Source organism: Nonomuraea sp. NPDC052265, from assembly GCF_044547985.1.
Lineage (GTDB): Bacteria > Actinomycetota > Actinomycetes > Streptosporangiales > Streptosporangiaceae > Nonomuraea.
The window spans coordinates 717648-732892 of sequence record NZ_JBIUBJ010000002.1 but is presented as its reverse complement, the minus strand read 5'-3'; the positions used below and the strand labels follow the sequence as shown (position 1 = coordinate 732892).

Genomic DNA, 15245 nt, shown 5'->3' with positions numbered 1-15245 from the left:
GTGACGTCCTATCAGCAGGCGCGCATCAACCTCGGCGGCCAGCTTCGCCAGCTCCGCGAGGCCGCCCACCTGTCGGGCAAAGACCTGGCCGAGCGGCTGCGCTGGCAGCCGTCCAAGGTCTCCCGCCTGGAGAACGCCAGGCAGACGGCGACCGAGGATGACGTCGTCGTGTGGGCGCAGGCCGTAGGGGCCTCGCCCGACACGGCCGACGAGCTCATCAGGCAGGCCATCGCGCTGCTGGAGCGGCACGACGACTGGAAGCAGCGTCACCGCAGCGGCCTGGCCGCCATCCAGGAGGACATCCGCGACCTGGAGGCGCGCACCAAGCTGTTCCGCGTCTTCGAGCCCGGCATCGTGGTCGGCCTGCTGCAGACCTCCGAGTACGCCCGGCACGTGTTCCGCAAGGTCAAGCGCCTCTACAGCGCGGACGACCAGATCGACGCGGCCGTCCGGGTGCGCATGCAGCGCCAGGAGATCCTCTACGACCGCACGCGGACGTTCCGGTTCGTGGTCCCGGAGTCGGCGCTGCGCAGCGCGCTGGCCCCGGCCGATGTCATGCGCGGCCAGCTCGACCGGCTGCTGGCCGTCAGCACGCTGCCCAACGTGGAGTTCGGCGTGATCCCCTTCGGCACCGAGCTGCCGTCCGCGCCGATCAACGGGTTCTGGATCTACAACGAGGCCATGGTCGGCGTCGCCACGATGACCAAGGACCTGGTGCTGCGCGACCCCGACGACATCGCCTTCTACGTCCGGGCCTTCGACGACTACGCCAAGGTGGCCGAGTTCGGGGAGCCGGGGCGGGAAGTCATCATCCGTATTCTTCGCGAATACCTGCAACAAACCCCACATTAACCTCAGCAATTGCTTGCCACCCGCAGCAAGATCGTGCAATTCTGTCGCGAGACGTTGCGGAGGTGACGCATGATGCTTGATACCGCGCTCTGCCTTGAGCGGTTCGCGTGGCACGCGGGCCGTCACGCCGATCTTTCGGTGCAGAGTGTCGCGCTGGCCAGCGACCCGGCGTACGTGTCGGTGCGCAACCGCTTCTCCACGACGCTGGCCGAAACGGTGACCTGCTCCGACGACGGCGCGTACATCACGTCGTGGGGCTACCGCCTCGGCACCACCGAGGACGTCGAGTCGGCGGCGGCCCGCCTGGCCTTCCTGCTGGCCGCCCTGCCCGCCTGAGTCAGCCGAAGCTCTCCACCGCGATGCCCGCCTCCCCGGCCGCGGCCGTGCGCGCGTGGGCCAGCAGCCGGGCCCGGTCGAGCACGTTGGGATGCAGGGTGTAGCGGATGATCAGGCCGTCGAGCATGGCGTCGATGCGCTCGGCCGCGCCCGCCGGGTCGGCGCAGGCGAACTCCCCCGCGTCGGTGCCGGCCGACAGCACCTGCGCCAGCGCGTCGAGCCAGGCCGTCTCCAGCTCCAGCATGATCGCGTTGACGGCGGGCTCGCGCAGCGCGGTGTTCCAGGCGTCGATCCAGAGCAGCCAGCTCTGGTCGGAGCGCGACTCGGGGATGTAGTAGCGCAGCACCCGGTCGAGGCGCTCCACCGCCGTGCCGGGGCCGTCGGCCAGCTCCTTGAGCCGGGCGCTCTCGATGTCGAGCGTGGCCCGCAGCATGGCGGTGATCAGCTCGTCCTTGGTCGCGAAGTGGTAGTGGATCAGGCCGCCGCTGACGTTGATGGACTTGGCGATGTCGGCGATGCGCGTGTGGGCCAGGCCGCGTTCGAGCACCACTTTGCGAGTGGCCTCAAGGAGCTCTGCCCTGCGCTGGTCGGCCTGATCGGCCCGGGTCGTACTCGCCACCCGATCAGCCTATAGCGCGCCGCGGGGATGATCCCCGCGGCCGCTCGTCCTGGTTCGTCAGCCGGCGCAGTCGTACAGGCCGGTGTGGCCGTCCACTGCCGCGCAGTTGGCGGTGACCCAGGCGGTGACCTCGGTGTCGCCGCCGGGGCCGCCTCTGCCGCCGCCGGACAGCACGTACCTGAGCTGTCCCGCCGCGAGGAGCCGGCGCAGGAGGGGGACGGTCATGGCGGGGTCGGAGCCGGTGAAGTAGGCCGCCGGACCGGCCAGCCCCGCGACCTGCGGTACGCCTGCCACATCACGGTCGCCCCCATGCCGGTCAGCGCGGCCACGGCGGGCGCCATCGCGGTGGTGCAGTAGGGGTGGAACGTGCCGCTGGAGAAGCTGAACACCGCGTAGTGCACGACCAGCCAGCCGCCCGGCCCCGGCCTGACCGCCGAAGTTCGCGCCGCCGCCGGCCCGGTCCTGGCCGAAGATCCGGCCGAGCCCGTTGTAGCCGATCACCAGGTCCCGGACGGTGTTGTCGGTCGAGCCGCCGACGTAGGGCCGCGAATCGGCGGGCCACAGGTCGACGACCACCATCCACCAGGCGCTCGACACGACCATCACGGCCCCGGCCGCCAGCAGGTGCCCCACCCGCCGGGCCACGCCGTGGCGGGCGCACGCCAGGTACGCCACCCCGAACGCCGGCACCACCAGGTACGCCTGCAACATCTTGGCGTTGAAACAGCAGGGGCGCGACCAGCGGGAGGAAGGCGTCCAGGTCGGTGGACAGGTCCACGTCCATGTAGCTGACGACGTCGGCCTCGCTGGTGGACCAGACCTGGCGCAGGGCCCGGCCGCGGCCCTTCTCGTCGAGGTGCACGGCCCGTACCTGCGGCAGCTCGCGGGCCAGCTCGGTGGCCAGCCGCCAGGTGTCGTCGGTGCTGGCGTTGTCGGCGATGGTGATGCGGAAGCCGTACGGGAACGTCGTGGCGAGGTAGGCGTGCAGCCGGGCGACGCTCTCGCGCAACGCCCGCTGCTCGTTGTGGACCGGGACGACCACCTCGACCAGGCGTGTCCTTACTGCTGTTGTCTCCATGCAGCCAGCTCACGATTCGGGTCTTTAAGAGGACTTATCCGATTCTGAGTGACGAATGAGAGTTCCGGGAAGATCGATCGTCGCGATCGCGCCGCCGCCGGGCGCGTTGGACAGCCCCACCTTGCCGCCGATCTCGGACACGGCCTGCGCCACGATCGCCAGGCCCAGCCCCGAGCCGGGCAGGCCGCGGGCCGAGGGCGAGCGCCAGAAGCGCTCGAAGACGTGCGGCAGCTCCTCCTCGGGGATGCCGGGGCCGTGGTCGCGGACCGTCAGCCGGCCGTCCTTGAGCGAGACCTCGACCTCGCCCTCGGGGCTGAACTTGCGGGCGTTGTCGATGAGGTTGAGCACGGCGCGTTCGAGCGAGGTGGGGCTGCCGACGACGTACCAGGGGTGCAGGTCGGTGACCACGTCGGCGCCGCGCAGCCGGGCGCGCTCGGCGGCGGCCGTGACGATGTCGTGCAGGGCCAGCTCGACGTGCGGCTCGTGGTCGGTGTCGCCCCTGGCGAGCTGGAGCAGGTCGCCGACCAGCGTGGACAGCTCGGCGAACTGGGCCTTGACGTTGACCAGCAGGCGTTCCTTGGCGCCCGGGTCGAGCTGCCTGCCGGTCTGCTCGCTGCGCAGCAGCAGGTCGATGTTGGTGCGCAGGGTGGTGAGCGGGGTGCGCAGCTCGTGGCCGGCGTCGGCGACGAGCTGCTGCTGACGTTCGCGGGAGCCGGCCAGGGCGGCGGTCATGGCGTTGAAGGAGGAGCTGAGCCGGGCGATCTCGTCGTTGCCCTGGACGGGGATGCGCGTGTTGAGATCCTCGGTCTCGGCGATGTGCTCGGCCGCCTTGGTCAGCCGGACGACCGGACGCAGCGCGGCACGCGCGATGAGCAGCCCGACCCAGGCCGCCAGCAGGACGCCGAACAGCGCCACGCCGCCCAGCAGCAGCGCCACCGCCTTCAACGTGTTGCGCAGCTCGCGGAGGGGGGCGGCGTCCATCACCGCCACGCCCGGCGCGACCTGCTGGGTGAGGATGCGCATCTCGGTGCCGTCCGCGGTGACGCCGTTGTGGAAGTGCCTGGCCTCGGTCCACTCTCCCTTGGCCACCGCCACGTCCTCGGGCGTCACCACCAGCGCGGGACCCACGTAGCAGGGCGGGGAGGCGTTGGCGAAGATGAGCTGGGTGGAGTGCGGCGGGCCGTAGTGGGTCTTCGGCGCGGGGGTGGCCCGGCAGTTCTCGCGGATCCAGTCCAGGTCGTTGCGGGGGTCCTTGCCGGGCTGGGAGCCGAGCTGGCGGTCGGCCTGCTCGTACGTCTGGTGCCGGATGATCAGGAAGCAGGCGCCGGCGCTGATCGCGACCGCCAGCGCCACGGCGAACGTGATGAGCAGCGTCAGCCGGGCGCGCAGGCTGTTGCGGATCACGGTGTGGCCCGTAGGACGTATCCCACCCCGCGGACCGTGTGGATGACGCGGGGCTCGCCCCCGGCCTCGGTCTTGCGGCGCAGGTACATGACGTACACGTCGAGGGAGTTGGAGGTCGGCTCGAAGTCGAAGCCCCACACCTCGTTGAGGATCTGGTCGCGGGTCAGGACCTGGCGGGGGTGGGCGAGGAACAGCTCCATCAGCAGGTACTCGGTCCTGGTCAGGTCGAGCCCGCGGACGCCGCGGGTGACCTCCCTGGTGGCCGGGTCCATGCGCAGGTCGCCGTAGGAGAGCGTGCCGCCGTCGGCGGCGCCCGCGCCGAGCGCGCCGCGGCGCAGCAGCGCGCGCACCCGGGCCAGCAGCTCGTCCAGCTCGAACGGCTTGACCAGGTAGTCGTCGGCCCCCGCGTCGAGCCCGGACACCCGGTCGCCGACGGCGTCGCGGGCGGTGAGCATGAGGACGGGGACGTGGTTGCCCTGAGCCCGCAGCCGCCGGCAGGCGGTGAGCCCGTCGAGCCGCGGCATCATCACGTCGAGCAGCACCGCGTCGTACGGCTCCCCGGCCAGCGCCTCCAGCGCCGCCTGGCCGTCGTTGGCGGTGCCGACCCGGTAGCCCTCGAACTCCAGGCTCGACTGCAGCGCCTCGCGCAACGCGGGCTCGTCGTCCACCACCAGCAACCGTGCGGGCTCAGTCATGTCTCACAAGATATGAGCCCACTATGAGAACACGATGAACGGGTTCACCGATGTCCGCTGAGAATCACCACGCCACGGGCAGGGCCTTGAGCCCGAAGATGACGCCGTCGTACTTGGCGGGCAGGTCCTCGTCGGCGACCGTGACGCGCAGGCCGGGGACGCGCTCGAAGAGGGTGCGCAGGGCGATCTCCAGCTCGGCCCTGGCCAGGTTCTGGCCGAGGCACTGGTGCACGCCGTAGCCGAAGGCCACGTGGTGGCGGGCGCCGCGGGCGACGTCGAACTCGTCCGGCCGGTCGAAGACGCGTTCGTCCCTGTTGGCGGAGGCGCCGAGGACGAAGATGCCCTCGCCCTTCCCGACCCGCTGCCCGCCGATCTCCTGGTCCCGCGTGGACACCCGGTCGAAGGCCACCCAGTCGACGATCGAGTGGTAGCGCAGCAGCTCCTCCACCGCCATCGGCCAGCCCGCGGGGTCGGCGCGCAGGGCGGCGAGCTGGGCGGGGTGGCGCAGCAGCGTGAGCACGCCGAGCGGGATCATGTTGGCCGTGGTCTCGTGGCCGGCGACGAGCAACAGGAAGATCACGCCGACGAGCTCCTGGTGGGTGAGCTGCCCGCTGGTGATCAGGCGGCCGAGCAGGTCGTCCTTCGGCGCGCGTTCGGCGGCGGTGACGAGGTCGTCCAGGAAGCTCCTGATCTCCGTCATGGCCGTGTAGCCCGCCGCGGGGTCCTCGGTGGCGGAGACGATCATGCGGGTGCGCGACTGGAAGAACTCGCGCTCGGCGTACGGGACGCCCAGCAGCCGGCAGATCACCAGGGACGGCACCGCCAGCCCGAACGCCTCGACCAGCTCCGCCTCCTCGCCTTCGGCCAGCATGTCGTCGATGAGCTCGTCCACCAGTCGCTGGATGGACGGCCGCAGCTCCCTGACCCGCCGGACGGTGAACTCGGGGATGAGCAGCTTGCGGAAGCGGGTGTGTTCGGGCGGGTCGAGGTCGATGAAGTGCCCGGTCGCGGACTCGCGCAACGTCTCGGCCTGCTCGGGCGTGGGCGGCTCGGGGCCGAGGAGCTCGTGGGGGTGACCGGGCGTGAAGGGGTTGGTGCTGATGCCCTCGCCCGACAACACCCGCTGGGCCTCGGCGTGCCGGGTGACGAGCCACACCTCGCCGCCGGGGAGCGCGGCCCGGACGAGTGGGCCCTCCTCGCGCAGGCGGGCGTACTCGGGGGGCGGGGCGAACGGGCACGTGCGCTGGACAGGGAAGTGCTGAGCCATAGTCTGCTCCCTACAAGCCGGACCGCATTGCTTACTTACGTGAAAGTAAGCAATGCGGGGGTCGGTCGTCAAGAGATGGGAGCACAATGGCAGGGCGGCGGACGGACACTCGTGAGCGGATCCAGCGGGTGGCGCTGGAGTTGTTCGCCGAGCGCGGCTACGACAAGACGACCCTCCAGGAGGTCGCCGAGCGCCTGGAGATCACCAGGCCCGCGCTGTACTACCACTTCCGCACCAAGGAGGCGATCCTGGCCGGCGTCGTCGACCACCTCGTGGTCTCGATCGACGAGCTGGTGGTGTGGGCGGGCGAGCAGCCGCGCACACTGGAGGCCCGGCAGGAGATCCTGCGCCGCATCTCCGGGCTGCTGGAGGACAGGTGGCGGCCGCTGTTCAGGTTCGCGCAGGTGAACCAGGGGGTGATGGAGGACCTGCCGTCCGGCTCGCGGATGCAGGAGGGCCTCATCTCCATGTTGTCGGTGCTGAGCGCGCCGGAGGACGACCCCGTTCAGCAGTTCGAGGCCAGGCTCGCGGTGATCGCGGTGATCCTGGGCAGCATCCCCGTCCTCTTCGACCTGCAACTGCCCGACGCCGAACGCACGGATGTGGCGCTCACGGTGGCCACGAAACTGATTTCCCGGTGATTCGGATTCACGCCTGATTCACGGGCTCAGCCAGGGGCTCAATCAGGGGCTCAGCAGCGCCATGGCCGCGTTGTGGCCGCCGATCCCGCTGACGCCGCCGCCCCTGCGGGCCGCGGCGCCGCACAGCAGAATGCGTTCGTGCCCGGTCTCGACGCCCCACCCCTTTTCCTCCGAGTACGGCCAGCTCAAATCGGCGTGGAAGATGTGTCCGCCCGGCAGTCCCGCGTCCTTCTCCAGGTCGGCGGGGGTTTTGACCTCGACGCACGGGGTGCCGTCGGGGGCGCGGAGCAGGCAGTCCTCGATGGGCTCGGCGAGCACCGCATTCATGGAGGCGAACGTGGCCCGCAGCGCCTCCTGACGCGCTTTTTCGGGATTTTCCCGGAAAAGTCGGGCGGGCATGTGAAGGCCGAACAGGGTCATCGTCTCGGCCTTCCCCCGGAGTTCCGGGCCGAGAATGGACGGGTCCGTCAATGAATGGCAGTAGACCTCCGCGGGCGGCAATTCCGGCATCTCCCCTCGCGCCGCCTGCTCGTACGCCTTCGCGAGCTGGTCGCGTCCCTCGTTGATGTGGAAGGTGCCGCTGAAGGCGGCGAAGGGGTCGGCCGACGGGTCCTTCAGCCGGGGCAGCCGGGCCAGCACCATGTTGACCTTGAGCTGCGCCCCCTCGGGCACGGTCGCGGGCCTGCCGAGCACCCGGTCCAGCACCGCCGGGGGCAGGTTGACCAGCACGTGGCGGCCGTCCACCGTGTGCTCGCCGTCCTCGGCGACGAACGTGACCTCCCCCGACGGCGAGATGCCGACGATCTCGGCGCCGGTCCTGATCTCGGCCCCCGCCCGCCTGGCCGCCCGCTCCAACGCGCCGGAGACCGCGCCCATGCCGCCCACCGGGACGTTCCACTCGCCGGTGCCGTCGCCGATCACGTGGTAGAGGAAGCACCTGTTGGCCAGCAGGTCGGTGGCCGGGTCGGCGAACGTGCCGATCAGCGCGTCGGTGAGCACGACGCCGCGCACGGTGTCGTCGGCGAACCGCTCGTCCACGGCCTGGCCGACGGGCCGGGCGAACAGGTCGCGCCAGGCTTCCTGGCCGACCAGGCGCTCGATCTCGGCGGGGGTGCGCAGGGGTTCCAGCAGGGTGGGGGCCAGGGCGCGGGCCACGTCCGCCGTCATGGCGTAGAAGTCGCGCCAGGCCCGGTGGTCGTGCTCGCCGCCGGTGACGGCGCGGAAGGAGGCGGCGGTACGGGCCTCGTCCTCGTTGTCGACGAGCAGGCCGGTGTCGCCCTTGGGGGTGTAGGAGGCGTACCGGCGGCGGCGCAGGTCGAGATCGAGGCCGAGGTCGCGGACGATCCGGGTGGGCAGCAGGCTCACCAGGTAGGAGTAGCGGGACAGGCGTACGTCCACACCCGGGAAGGCCCGCGTGGAGATCGCCAGGCCGCCGACGTGCCCGAGACGCTCCAGCACCAGCACCCGCCGGCCCGCTCCGGCGAGATAGGCGGCCGCGACCAGCCCGTTGTGCCCGCCACCCGCCACGACGACGTCATACGCACCCATCCCCGCACCTTATGACCCGACCTGTGCCGTTAGTCAATGGTTTCGGGGGCAAGGTGCCGCCTCCCGGTGAGCCCGCGGGACCGTCAACCCGTCCTGTTCACCCAGACGCGCTTGACCGGCCACGGCGTGAGCCGCACCGAGGAGACCCCACCGACGGCCGTCCAGCCGCCGGTGAGCACGATGGGCCCGGCGTAGGGGTGCGACTGCTCCACCCCGACGGCGTGCTGGCCGGTGCCGGAGGAGCAGGTGCTGTAGGCGTAGCCGCCGCTGACCCAGGCGGTGCAGTCGGTGGGCGCGGCCAGCGCGGGCGACGGCGCGAGGCCCGCCGCCGCGAGGCACAACACCGCCGATCCGGCCAGGGCGACGAGGGGACGACGAAGGCTCATACGGAGTCTCCTGAGGTTCGGGGGGTGAACACGCTCTTACTTTTAGGAAGCTTTCCTAAGGGAAAGCTAGATCGCGCTCCAGGCCGCGTCAACGGCCCCTTTCCGGGGCGTCGTCACGGGCGGCTGGCGATGGCGAGGAGCGTGGCGGCCGGGGTGGTGAGCGAGCGCCCGCGCCGCCACACCGCGCGCAGGTTGCGGACCAGGTTGAGCCCGGCCAGCGGCACCTCGACCAGGCGTCCGGTGGCGATGTCCGCCTCGACCGCGTAGCCGCTGAGCACCGCGGGCGCGGCCCCGGCCTGCGCCGCACCCTTGACCGCCGAGTTCGACCCCAGCTCCAGGCGCGGGCTGGCCCGGTGGAGGCGCTTGAACGCCACGTCCAGGGTCTCGCGCGTGCCGGAGCCCGGCTCGCGGACCACGAGCGGCGTGGCGGCCAGCTCGGCGCCCCGCAGGGCCGTACGGCGGCGGGCCCACGGATGGCCGGGGGCCACCACGACGACCAGCCGGTCGGTGCCCACGACCCGGCTGTCCAGCCCCTCGGGCACGCTCGGCCCCTCGACGAAGCCCAGCTCCACCTCCTCGCCCAGCACCCTGACCGCGACGTCGGTGGAGTTGACCACGTCCAGCCCGACCTGGACCTCGGGCTCCCGGTTCTGCAGCTCGCCGAGCCAGCGCGGCACCAGGTACTCGGCCACCGTCATGCTGGCGGCCACCCGCAGGTGGGCCGCCTCGCTGTGGCGTACGGCCTCCACGGCCCGCATCAGCTCCTCGGCCGCGGCCAGCACGTGGGCCGCCCACCCGGCCACCATCCTGCCCTCGGCGGTGAGCGTGGACCCGCGCGGCGTGCGCTCCAGCAGGGGGACGCCGAGGCGGCGCTCCAGCATGGCCACCCGCTTGCTGGCCGACGGCTGGGCCATGCCCGCCGCCTTCGCCGCCTGCCCCAGGCTGCCCAGCTCGCCCACGTCGACCAGCAGCTTCAGCGAGTCGAGATCCGGCAGCGCACTCATAGCCACAGGCTATGGCCTCCCAGGCAACGCGTGTCTACCGGCCGGTACGGAGGCCCCGAAGACTGGGATCATGCCTCTCCCCGACCAGCAGCTCCCCCAGCTCACCGCACCTCCGCACCCCCCGGGCGGCGCGGCGCCGGCCGCTCCCGGGACGTCGATCTGGCCCGGCATCGGGCTGGCGGCCGTCGCCGTGGTGGTCGCCATGGTGGGCAACCGGTTCGCCCCGGCGTTCAGCCCCGCCGTGATCGCGGTCCTGTCCGGGGCGGTCCTGGCCAACCTCGCGGCGTGGGCGGCCTCGTCCGCGCGATGGAGCGGGACGGGGGCCGTGTGGGAGCGGTTCAGGCCGGGGCTGGCGTTCGTGGCCAAGCGGGTGCTGCGGGTGGCGATCGCGCTGCTCGGGCTCCAGATCGCGCTGCCGCAGGTGCTCGCGCTCGGCTGGCAGACGCTGCTGATCGTGGTGACGGCGACCGGCGTGACGTTCGCGGTGACGCCGGTGATCGGCCGCCGCATGGGCCTGTCGCCCGGCACGTCGCTGCTGGTGGCGACCGGCGTGTCCATCTGCGGGGCGGCGGCGGTCGCGGCCATGCGGGAGAGCGCGGACGACGCCGACGACGACGACGCGGCCGCCGCGCTGAGCGTGGTCGTCCTCTACGGCAGCGCGGCCATCGTGGCCGTCCCGGCGCTGGCGGCGCTGTTCGGGCTGTCGCCGGCGCAGCTCGGCGTCTGGACCGGCGCCGCCGTGCACGAGGTGGCGCAGGTGGCCGCGATCGGCGCCGCGTCGGGTGTCCTGGCCGCCGCGGTGACGGTCAAGCTGGCCCGCGTGATCCTGCTGGCCCCGCTGGTCGCCCTGACGTCCTTCCGTGCCCGCCGTGCCCGCCGCTCCCCCTCGGACGCGCCCGCGGCGAACCGGCGGGAGGGACGCCGGACGCCCGTCATGCCGCTGTTCGTGGCGGCGTTCCTGGCCATGGTGGCGGTACGCGGTACCGGCTGGGTCCCGGACGCGGTCACGCAGGCCGTCCCGCAGGTCACCAACGTGCTCATGGCCGCCGCCCTGTTCGGCCTGGGCACCGGGATCGACGTGCGGAAACTCGTCAAGGGCGGACGGGCCGTGCTGCTCGGCGCCATCGCCACCGGCATCATCGCCGCCGTCTCGCTCACCGGGGTCGCCGTCCTGCTGTGAGCCTCCTGGGTGGACGTCCTGGCCGGGCCCCCGTACGCTGCTCCGTTCGGAACAAATTCCGACAGGAACGCCGTTCTCCCTGAACCGGCCAGCACCACTCAAGGAGCTTGAAACCCACCATGCGCAGCGCCACCGATCCCCTTCTCCAGCCGTCCGACGAGGTCGCCGAGGCCCTGGCGGGCGGCGCGCCCGTCGTGGCCCTGGAGTCCACGATCATCTCCCACGGCCTGCCGCAGCCGCGCAACCTGGAGGTGGCCCGCGAGCTGGAGGGAGTGGTCCGCGCGGCGGGCGCCGTGCCGGCCACGATCGCCGTCCTGGACGGCGTGGCCAGGATCGGCCTGAACGAGCTGGAGCTGGAGCGCATCGCGACCGAGTCCGGGCTGCGCAAGCTGGGCCAGCGTGACCTGCCCCTGGCCTCGGCGCTGAAGGCGAGCGGGGCGACGACCGTGTCGGCCACGTCGTTCCTGGCGGCCCGTGCCGGCATCCGGATCTTCGCGACCGGCGGCCTGGGCGGCGTGCACCGCGGCTGGACCGAGGACCAGGACGAGTCCGCCGACCTCGACACCCTCGCCCGCACCCGCATCACGGTCGTCTGCGCGGGCGTGAAGTCGATCCTCGACGTGCCGGCCACGCTGCAGCGGCTGGAGACACGCGGCGTGACCGTGGCCGGCTACCGCACGGACACCTTCCCCGGCTTCTACCTGAACTCCTCAGGCCAGCCGATCGACTGGCGGATCGAGACGCCCGAGGACGCCGCCGCCGTCATGCGCGGCCAGGACGCGCTGGCCGGCCCGGAGACCGCGTTCATCGTCGCCAACCCGGTGCCGCGGGACCAGCAGCTCGACCCGGCGCTGCACGACCGCGTGCTGGCCGAGGCGCTGGCCGCCGCCGAGCGCGAGGGCGTCAAGGGGCAGGCGATCACGCCGTTCCTGCTGAGCTACCTCGTCAACGGCACCGGCGGCGCCTCGCTGGAGGCCAACCTGGCCGCCGTGCGCGGCAACACCGCGCTGGCCGCCCAGATCGCCGTGGCCTGGTCGCGGGCGTGAGTGACACCGGTCTCCTGGTCATCGGTGACGTGGTCACCGATGTGGTGGCGCTGCACGGCTCCCCGGTCATGGCGGGCACCGACACCGCCGCGGAGATCGTGCTGCGACCCGGCGGCTCGGGGGCGAACACCGCCGCCTGGGCCGCCCACCTGGGGGCCGACTCGCGGCTGCTGGCCAAGCTCGGCTACGACAGCAGCGAGTGGCACACGACCGAGCTGGTCAAGGCCGGGGTCCGGCCGCACGTGGTGGTGGATCAGGAGCATCCCACGGCGGTCGTCATCGCCATGGTGGACAAGACCGGCGAACGTTCCATGCTCACCAACCGCGGCGCGGGCGGCCTGATCTCCGAGGCCGACTGGGATCCGTCCCTGCTCGACGGGGTCGGACGGCTGCACCTGTCGGGTTACACGCTGTTCGCGGCGCCCGGCCTGCGCCTGGTCCGGGCCGCCGTCCGGGACGCCGTCGCCGCGGGGGTGCCGGTCAGCCTCGACCCGGCCTCGACGGGGCCGCTGCGGGACTTCGGCGTCGAACGTTTCATGCGGGAGACGTCCGCGGCCGACCTGATCATCCCGAACCTGGACGAGGCCCTGGTCCTGACCGGCGTCCCGTCGCCGGAGCGGGCCGCCGTCCTGCTGAGTGAGACGTACGGCACAGCGGTCGTGAAGCTGGGCGCCGAGGGCGCGCTGATGGCGGTGGACGGCGTGGTCACGGCGACGTGCGCGGGCGTGTCCGCCGAGGTCGTGGACTCCACGGGCGCGGGCGACGCGTTCGCGGCCGGGTATCTCGCGGCCACCCTCCAGGGTGCGGCCGCCTCGCTCGCGCTGGAGGCGGGTTGCCGTGCCGGGGCGGAATGTGTGGCCCAGGTGGGCGGCCGTCCACGGTACGGTTTGGATCTGAACCGTCTTTACCCTATTCACACTGATTGATAGCTTGCCGCGTAGGCTGCACCATTAGCCACATGCGTACCGGGTTGCCCACGCGGCCCACTGGGGAGGTTAAGGTCCGCCGATGGAAGTCGAGTCATCGATCTGCCTGAGCGACCTCGTCCCTGCTCTGCGCTGGAGCCGCCCTCAGCAGGTGGCCGAGGTGCTGGGTGATCCGCGGCTGCCGGCGGGGTGGTGGTCCTCGCTCGCGGTGTCCAGGGCGCTCGGCACGGCGGGTCTCGACTGGGTCTGCGAACGGCTCGCCCGGCTGATCTCCGCCCGCTGGGACCATGTGCCGCTGGTGGACCTGCTTCCCGCGCTCGCCGTCCATCAGGTCGATCCGGCGCTGCCCGGCTGGCCGGAGGCCACCCGTACGGCGATCACGGGGCTCGGCGGCTGGCAGCGGCTGCGCCGCCTGGCGCCCGGCGATCTCAGCACCCCGTCGGCGACGCCCGAGGTGCTGGTCGGCTCGGTGCTGCGTGAGGTGCTCGGGCGGATCCCGGCGCAGCGGGAGGCCGTACCGGCCCAGCAGTCCGGGTCGCCGGACGTCACCCGTCCGCTCGCGCGCGGCGCGAGCCAGACGGGCTCCTTCCCGGCCGTCCCGGTGGCCGAACCCGGTTCGTACGCCGCCCAGCCCGGCAGCGGCCCCCAGCGCCGGCCCGCCGCCTTCACCCCGCACAGCGACGCCTTCCCCGCCCAGCCCCAGGCCGCCTCGGGGCAGGGGCCGACCGGCGAGGCCCCCCTGCCGCAGCGCCCGGCCGCGTCCCGCCCGGCCGCCCAGCAGCCCGGCTCGTTCCCCCCGCCGCCCGAGAACGCCCCGGGACACCAGACCGGCTCCTTCGCCGCCCAACCGGACACCACCCGCCAGACCGGCTCCTTCCCGGCCCAGCCCACTGGCCCTCAGACCGGGTCGTTCCCCGCCCAGCCCGACACCGGCCGCCAGACCGGGTCCTTCCAGGCCCAGCCCGACGCCGGACGCCAGACCGGCTCGTTCGCGGCCCAGCCCGGCGGCGGGCCTCAGACCGGGTCGTTCCCGGCACAGGGCGGTGCGCGGCTTCCGCAGCGGCCCACCGCCGGGCGTCCGGACGGCGGCCCGCAGGCCGACGGCCCCGCCTACGCCGCCCCCGTCCCCGCCGCCCCCGTCCCCGGCGCCCCCGTCCCCGGAGCCGCCGCCCCCGGCCAGGTCCCGGCCGACCCCGACCACGCGATGGTCCGCGTCGTGGACGGCCTGTTCCGCGGCCTGGACAAGCTGGAGCTGGCCGTCGCCGTGCACCGCCTGTTCGCCGAGGACCCGGTCAGCCTGCGCACCCTGGCCCACAAGCTGCTCGTGGACCGCGACGTGCTCTCCCAGGCCCAGCGCACCGCCGAGGAGCGCGTCCTGCACTGGCTGCGCTCGTCGGAGTCCGCGCCGGTGACCGGCCACATGTTCCGGCTCACCGAATGGCTCGGCGCGGCGGCCACCGAGGAGCAGCTGATCGGCGCCGACCCCGCCCACCCGGCGATGGTCCCGTCGCTGCGCACGCCCCTGTGGCGGGTCCTGGTGACCCTCATGCCCGACCGCCGCCTCCAGGACGGCTGGCTCGTCGTCGGCGACATCCACGGCCTCCAGGCCCGTACGCGGCAGCTCCTGGCCGCCGCCCCGCCGGACACCGACGTCGTGGAGTTGCTGGCCGAGCTGGGCATCCGGGCCCACTCCGCCAAGGCGTGGCTCGACGCCCTGCCGTCGGAGTCGGCCCCCGGCCCGATGGACGCCTCGCCGCAGCCCGCCCAGCCCCTCCCCCGCCGTACGCCGGGAGCCAACGGCCACCACCACCGTGGCGGCCAGCCCATCCCCACGGCGAACGCCAACTCCATCGACCCCTCGGCGGCCCTGGCCACGTTGTCGGCGCTGTCCGGCGGCCTGGCGGGCGGCCGGCCCGGCATGCCGCCCGGCAGCCTGGCAGGGACGCCGTCCACGCCGCCTCCGCCGCTGCCGAGCCCGTCGTCGGACCCGCGCCGCTGGCAGCGCATCGAGGTCACCCCGGAACACCTGAGGGGCGGCCCGGTGCCGGTGCCGGAGGGCTACGCGGCCCAGCTCGGCATGCGCCCCGGCACCCTGCTGTCGGTGACCGGTCCGGGCGACAACGCGATCGTGCTGGTCTGGCAGGGCCACCAGCCGGTCTTCGACTCGCTCCAGCCGGTGCTCATGCGCCTGAACGCCCGCCCCGGCGACCAGGTCTACGTCACGGTGGACGGCTACCGCCTGGAGGCCCAGCTCACCGGCTGA

Annotated in this window: 15 protein-coding genes and 1 pseudogene; 7 read left to right on the top strand and 9 right to left on the bottom strand. The window is 72.8% G+C overall.

Going from position 1 to position 15245, the window contains the following annotated elements; all coding sequences use genetic code 11:
* Together ACIHAD_RS08580 and ACIHAD_RS08575 are read left to right on the top strand one after the other, a co-directional pair.
* Positions 1-852, top strand: a complete 852-nt coding sequence (locus ACIHAD_RS08580) for a helix-turn-helix domain-containing protein (RefSeq protein ID WP_397353705.1) — start codon at positions 1-3, stop codon at positions 850-852.
* 69 nt (positions 853-921) lie between these two features.
* Positions 922-1188, top strand: a complete 267-nt coding sequence (locus ACIHAD_RS08575; protein WP_397353704.1) for a hypothetical protein — start codon at positions 922-924, stop codon at positions 1186-1188.
* Between the two features lies 1 nt (position 1189).
* On the opposite strand, the gene ACIHAD_RS08570 is transcribed toward ACIHAD_RS08575, so the two are convergent.
* The 6 genes and pseudogenes from ACIHAD_RS08570 to ACIHAD_RS08545 form a co-directional block, all read right to left on the bottom strand.
* The gene (locus ACIHAD_RS08570) at positions 1190-1807 is read right to left on the bottom strand and encodes a TetR/AcrR family transcriptional regulator (RefSeq protein ID WP_397353703.1); all 618 of its coding nucleotides are present in this window, start codon (positions 1805-1807) and stop codon (positions 1190-1192) included.
* A 57-nt stretch (positions 1808-1864) separates the two neighbouring features.
* Positions 1865-2518, bottom strand: a complete 654-nt coding sequence (locus ACIHAD_RS08565) for a hypothetical protein (RefSeq protein WP_397353888.1) — start codon at positions 2516-2518, stop codon at positions 1865-1867.
* Between the two features lie 46 nt (positions 2519-2564).
* Positions 2565-2885: pseudogene (locus ACIHAD_RS08560) on the bottom strand (glycosyltransferase); the annotation flags it as partial.
* A 24-nt stretch (positions 2886-2909) separates the two neighbouring features.
* The gene (locus ACIHAD_RS08555) at positions 2910-4289 is read right to left on the bottom strand and encodes a sensor histidine kinase (protein ID WP_397353702.1); all 1380 of its coding nucleotides are present in this window, start codon (positions 4287-4289) and stop codon (positions 2910-2912) included.
* A complete protein-coding gene (locus ACIHAD_RS08550) occupies positions 4286-4984 on the bottom strand; it encodes a response regulator transcription factor (RefSeq protein ID WP_397353701.1) in 699 nt (232 codons plus the stop codon). The genes ACIHAD_RS08555 and ACIHAD_RS08550 overlap by 4 nt, the downstream gene beginning before the upstream one ends.
* A 64-nt stretch (positions 4985-5048) precedes the next feature.
* Positions 5049-6251 carry a cytochrome P450 gene (locus ACIHAD_RS08545; protein ID WP_397353700.1) on the bottom strand — a complete coding sequence of 401 codons (1203 nt, stop codon included), beginning with the start codon at positions 6249-6251 and terminating at the stop codon, positions 5049-5051.
* An 86-nt stretch (positions 6252-6337) separates the two neighbouring features.
* Here ACIHAD_RS08545 and ACIHAD_RS08540 point away from each other — a divergent pair, with 86 nt between their 5' ends.
* Entirely contained in the window at positions 6338-6892 is a 555-nt protein-coding gene (locus tag ACIHAD_RS08540; protein WP_397353699.1) for a TetR/AcrR family transcriptional regulator, read from the top strand.
* A 42-nt stretch (positions 6893-6934) separates the two neighbouring features.
* Here ACIHAD_RS08540 and ACIHAD_RS08535 read toward each other — a convergent pair whose 3' ends face one another.
* The 3 genes from ACIHAD_RS08535 to ACIHAD_RS08525 form a co-directional block, all read right to left on the bottom strand.
* The gene (locus ACIHAD_RS08535) at positions 6935-8440 is read right to left on the bottom strand and encodes a phytoene desaturase family protein (protein WP_397353698.1); all 1506 of its coding nucleotides are present in this window, start codon (positions 8438-8440) and stop codon (positions 6935-6937) included.
* 83 nt (positions 8441-8523) lie between these two features.
* A complete protein-coding gene (locus ACIHAD_RS08530) occupies positions 8524-8826 on the bottom strand; it encodes a hypothetical protein (protein WP_397353697.1) in 303 nt (100 codons plus the stop codon).
* A 113-nt stretch (positions 8827-8939) separates the two neighbouring features.
* Positions 8940-9830: a LysR substrate-binding domain-containing protein gene (locus ACIHAD_RS08525; protein WP_397353696.1), complete on the bottom strand. Its 891-nt coding sequence runs from the start codon at positions 9828-9830 to the stop codon at positions 8940-8942.
* A gap of 70 nt (positions 9831-9900) precedes the next feature.
* Between ACIHAD_RS08525 and ACIHAD_RS08520 the strand changes: the two genes are divergently transcribed.
* The 4 genes from ACIHAD_RS08520 (at position 9901) to ACIHAD_RS08505 (ending at position 15245) form a co-directional block, all read left to right on the top strand.
* Positions 9901-11010, top strand: a complete 1110-nt coding sequence (locus ACIHAD_RS08520) for a YeiH family protein (protein WP_397353695.1) — start codon at positions 9901-9903, stop codon at positions 11008-11010.
* A gap of 119 nt (positions 11011-11129) precedes the next feature.
* Positions 11130-12056 (top strand): pseudouridine-5'-phosphate glycosidase, encoded by a 927-nt coding sequence (locus ACIHAD_RS08515; protein ID WP_397353694.1) that lies wholly within the window; start codon positions 11130-11132, stop codon positions 12054-12056.
* Entirely contained in the window at positions 12053-12982 is a 930-nt protein-coding gene (locus tag ACIHAD_RS08510; RefSeq protein WP_397353693.1) for a carbohydrate kinase family protein, read from the top strand. Before ACIHAD_RS08515 ends, ACIHAD_RS08510 begins: the two co-directional genes overlap by 4 nt.
* 82 nt (positions 12983-13064) lie before the next feature.
* A complete protein-coding gene (locus tag ACIHAD_RS08505; protein WP_397353692.1) occupies positions 13065-15245 on the top strand; it encodes a hypothetical protein in 2181 nt (726 codons plus the stop codon).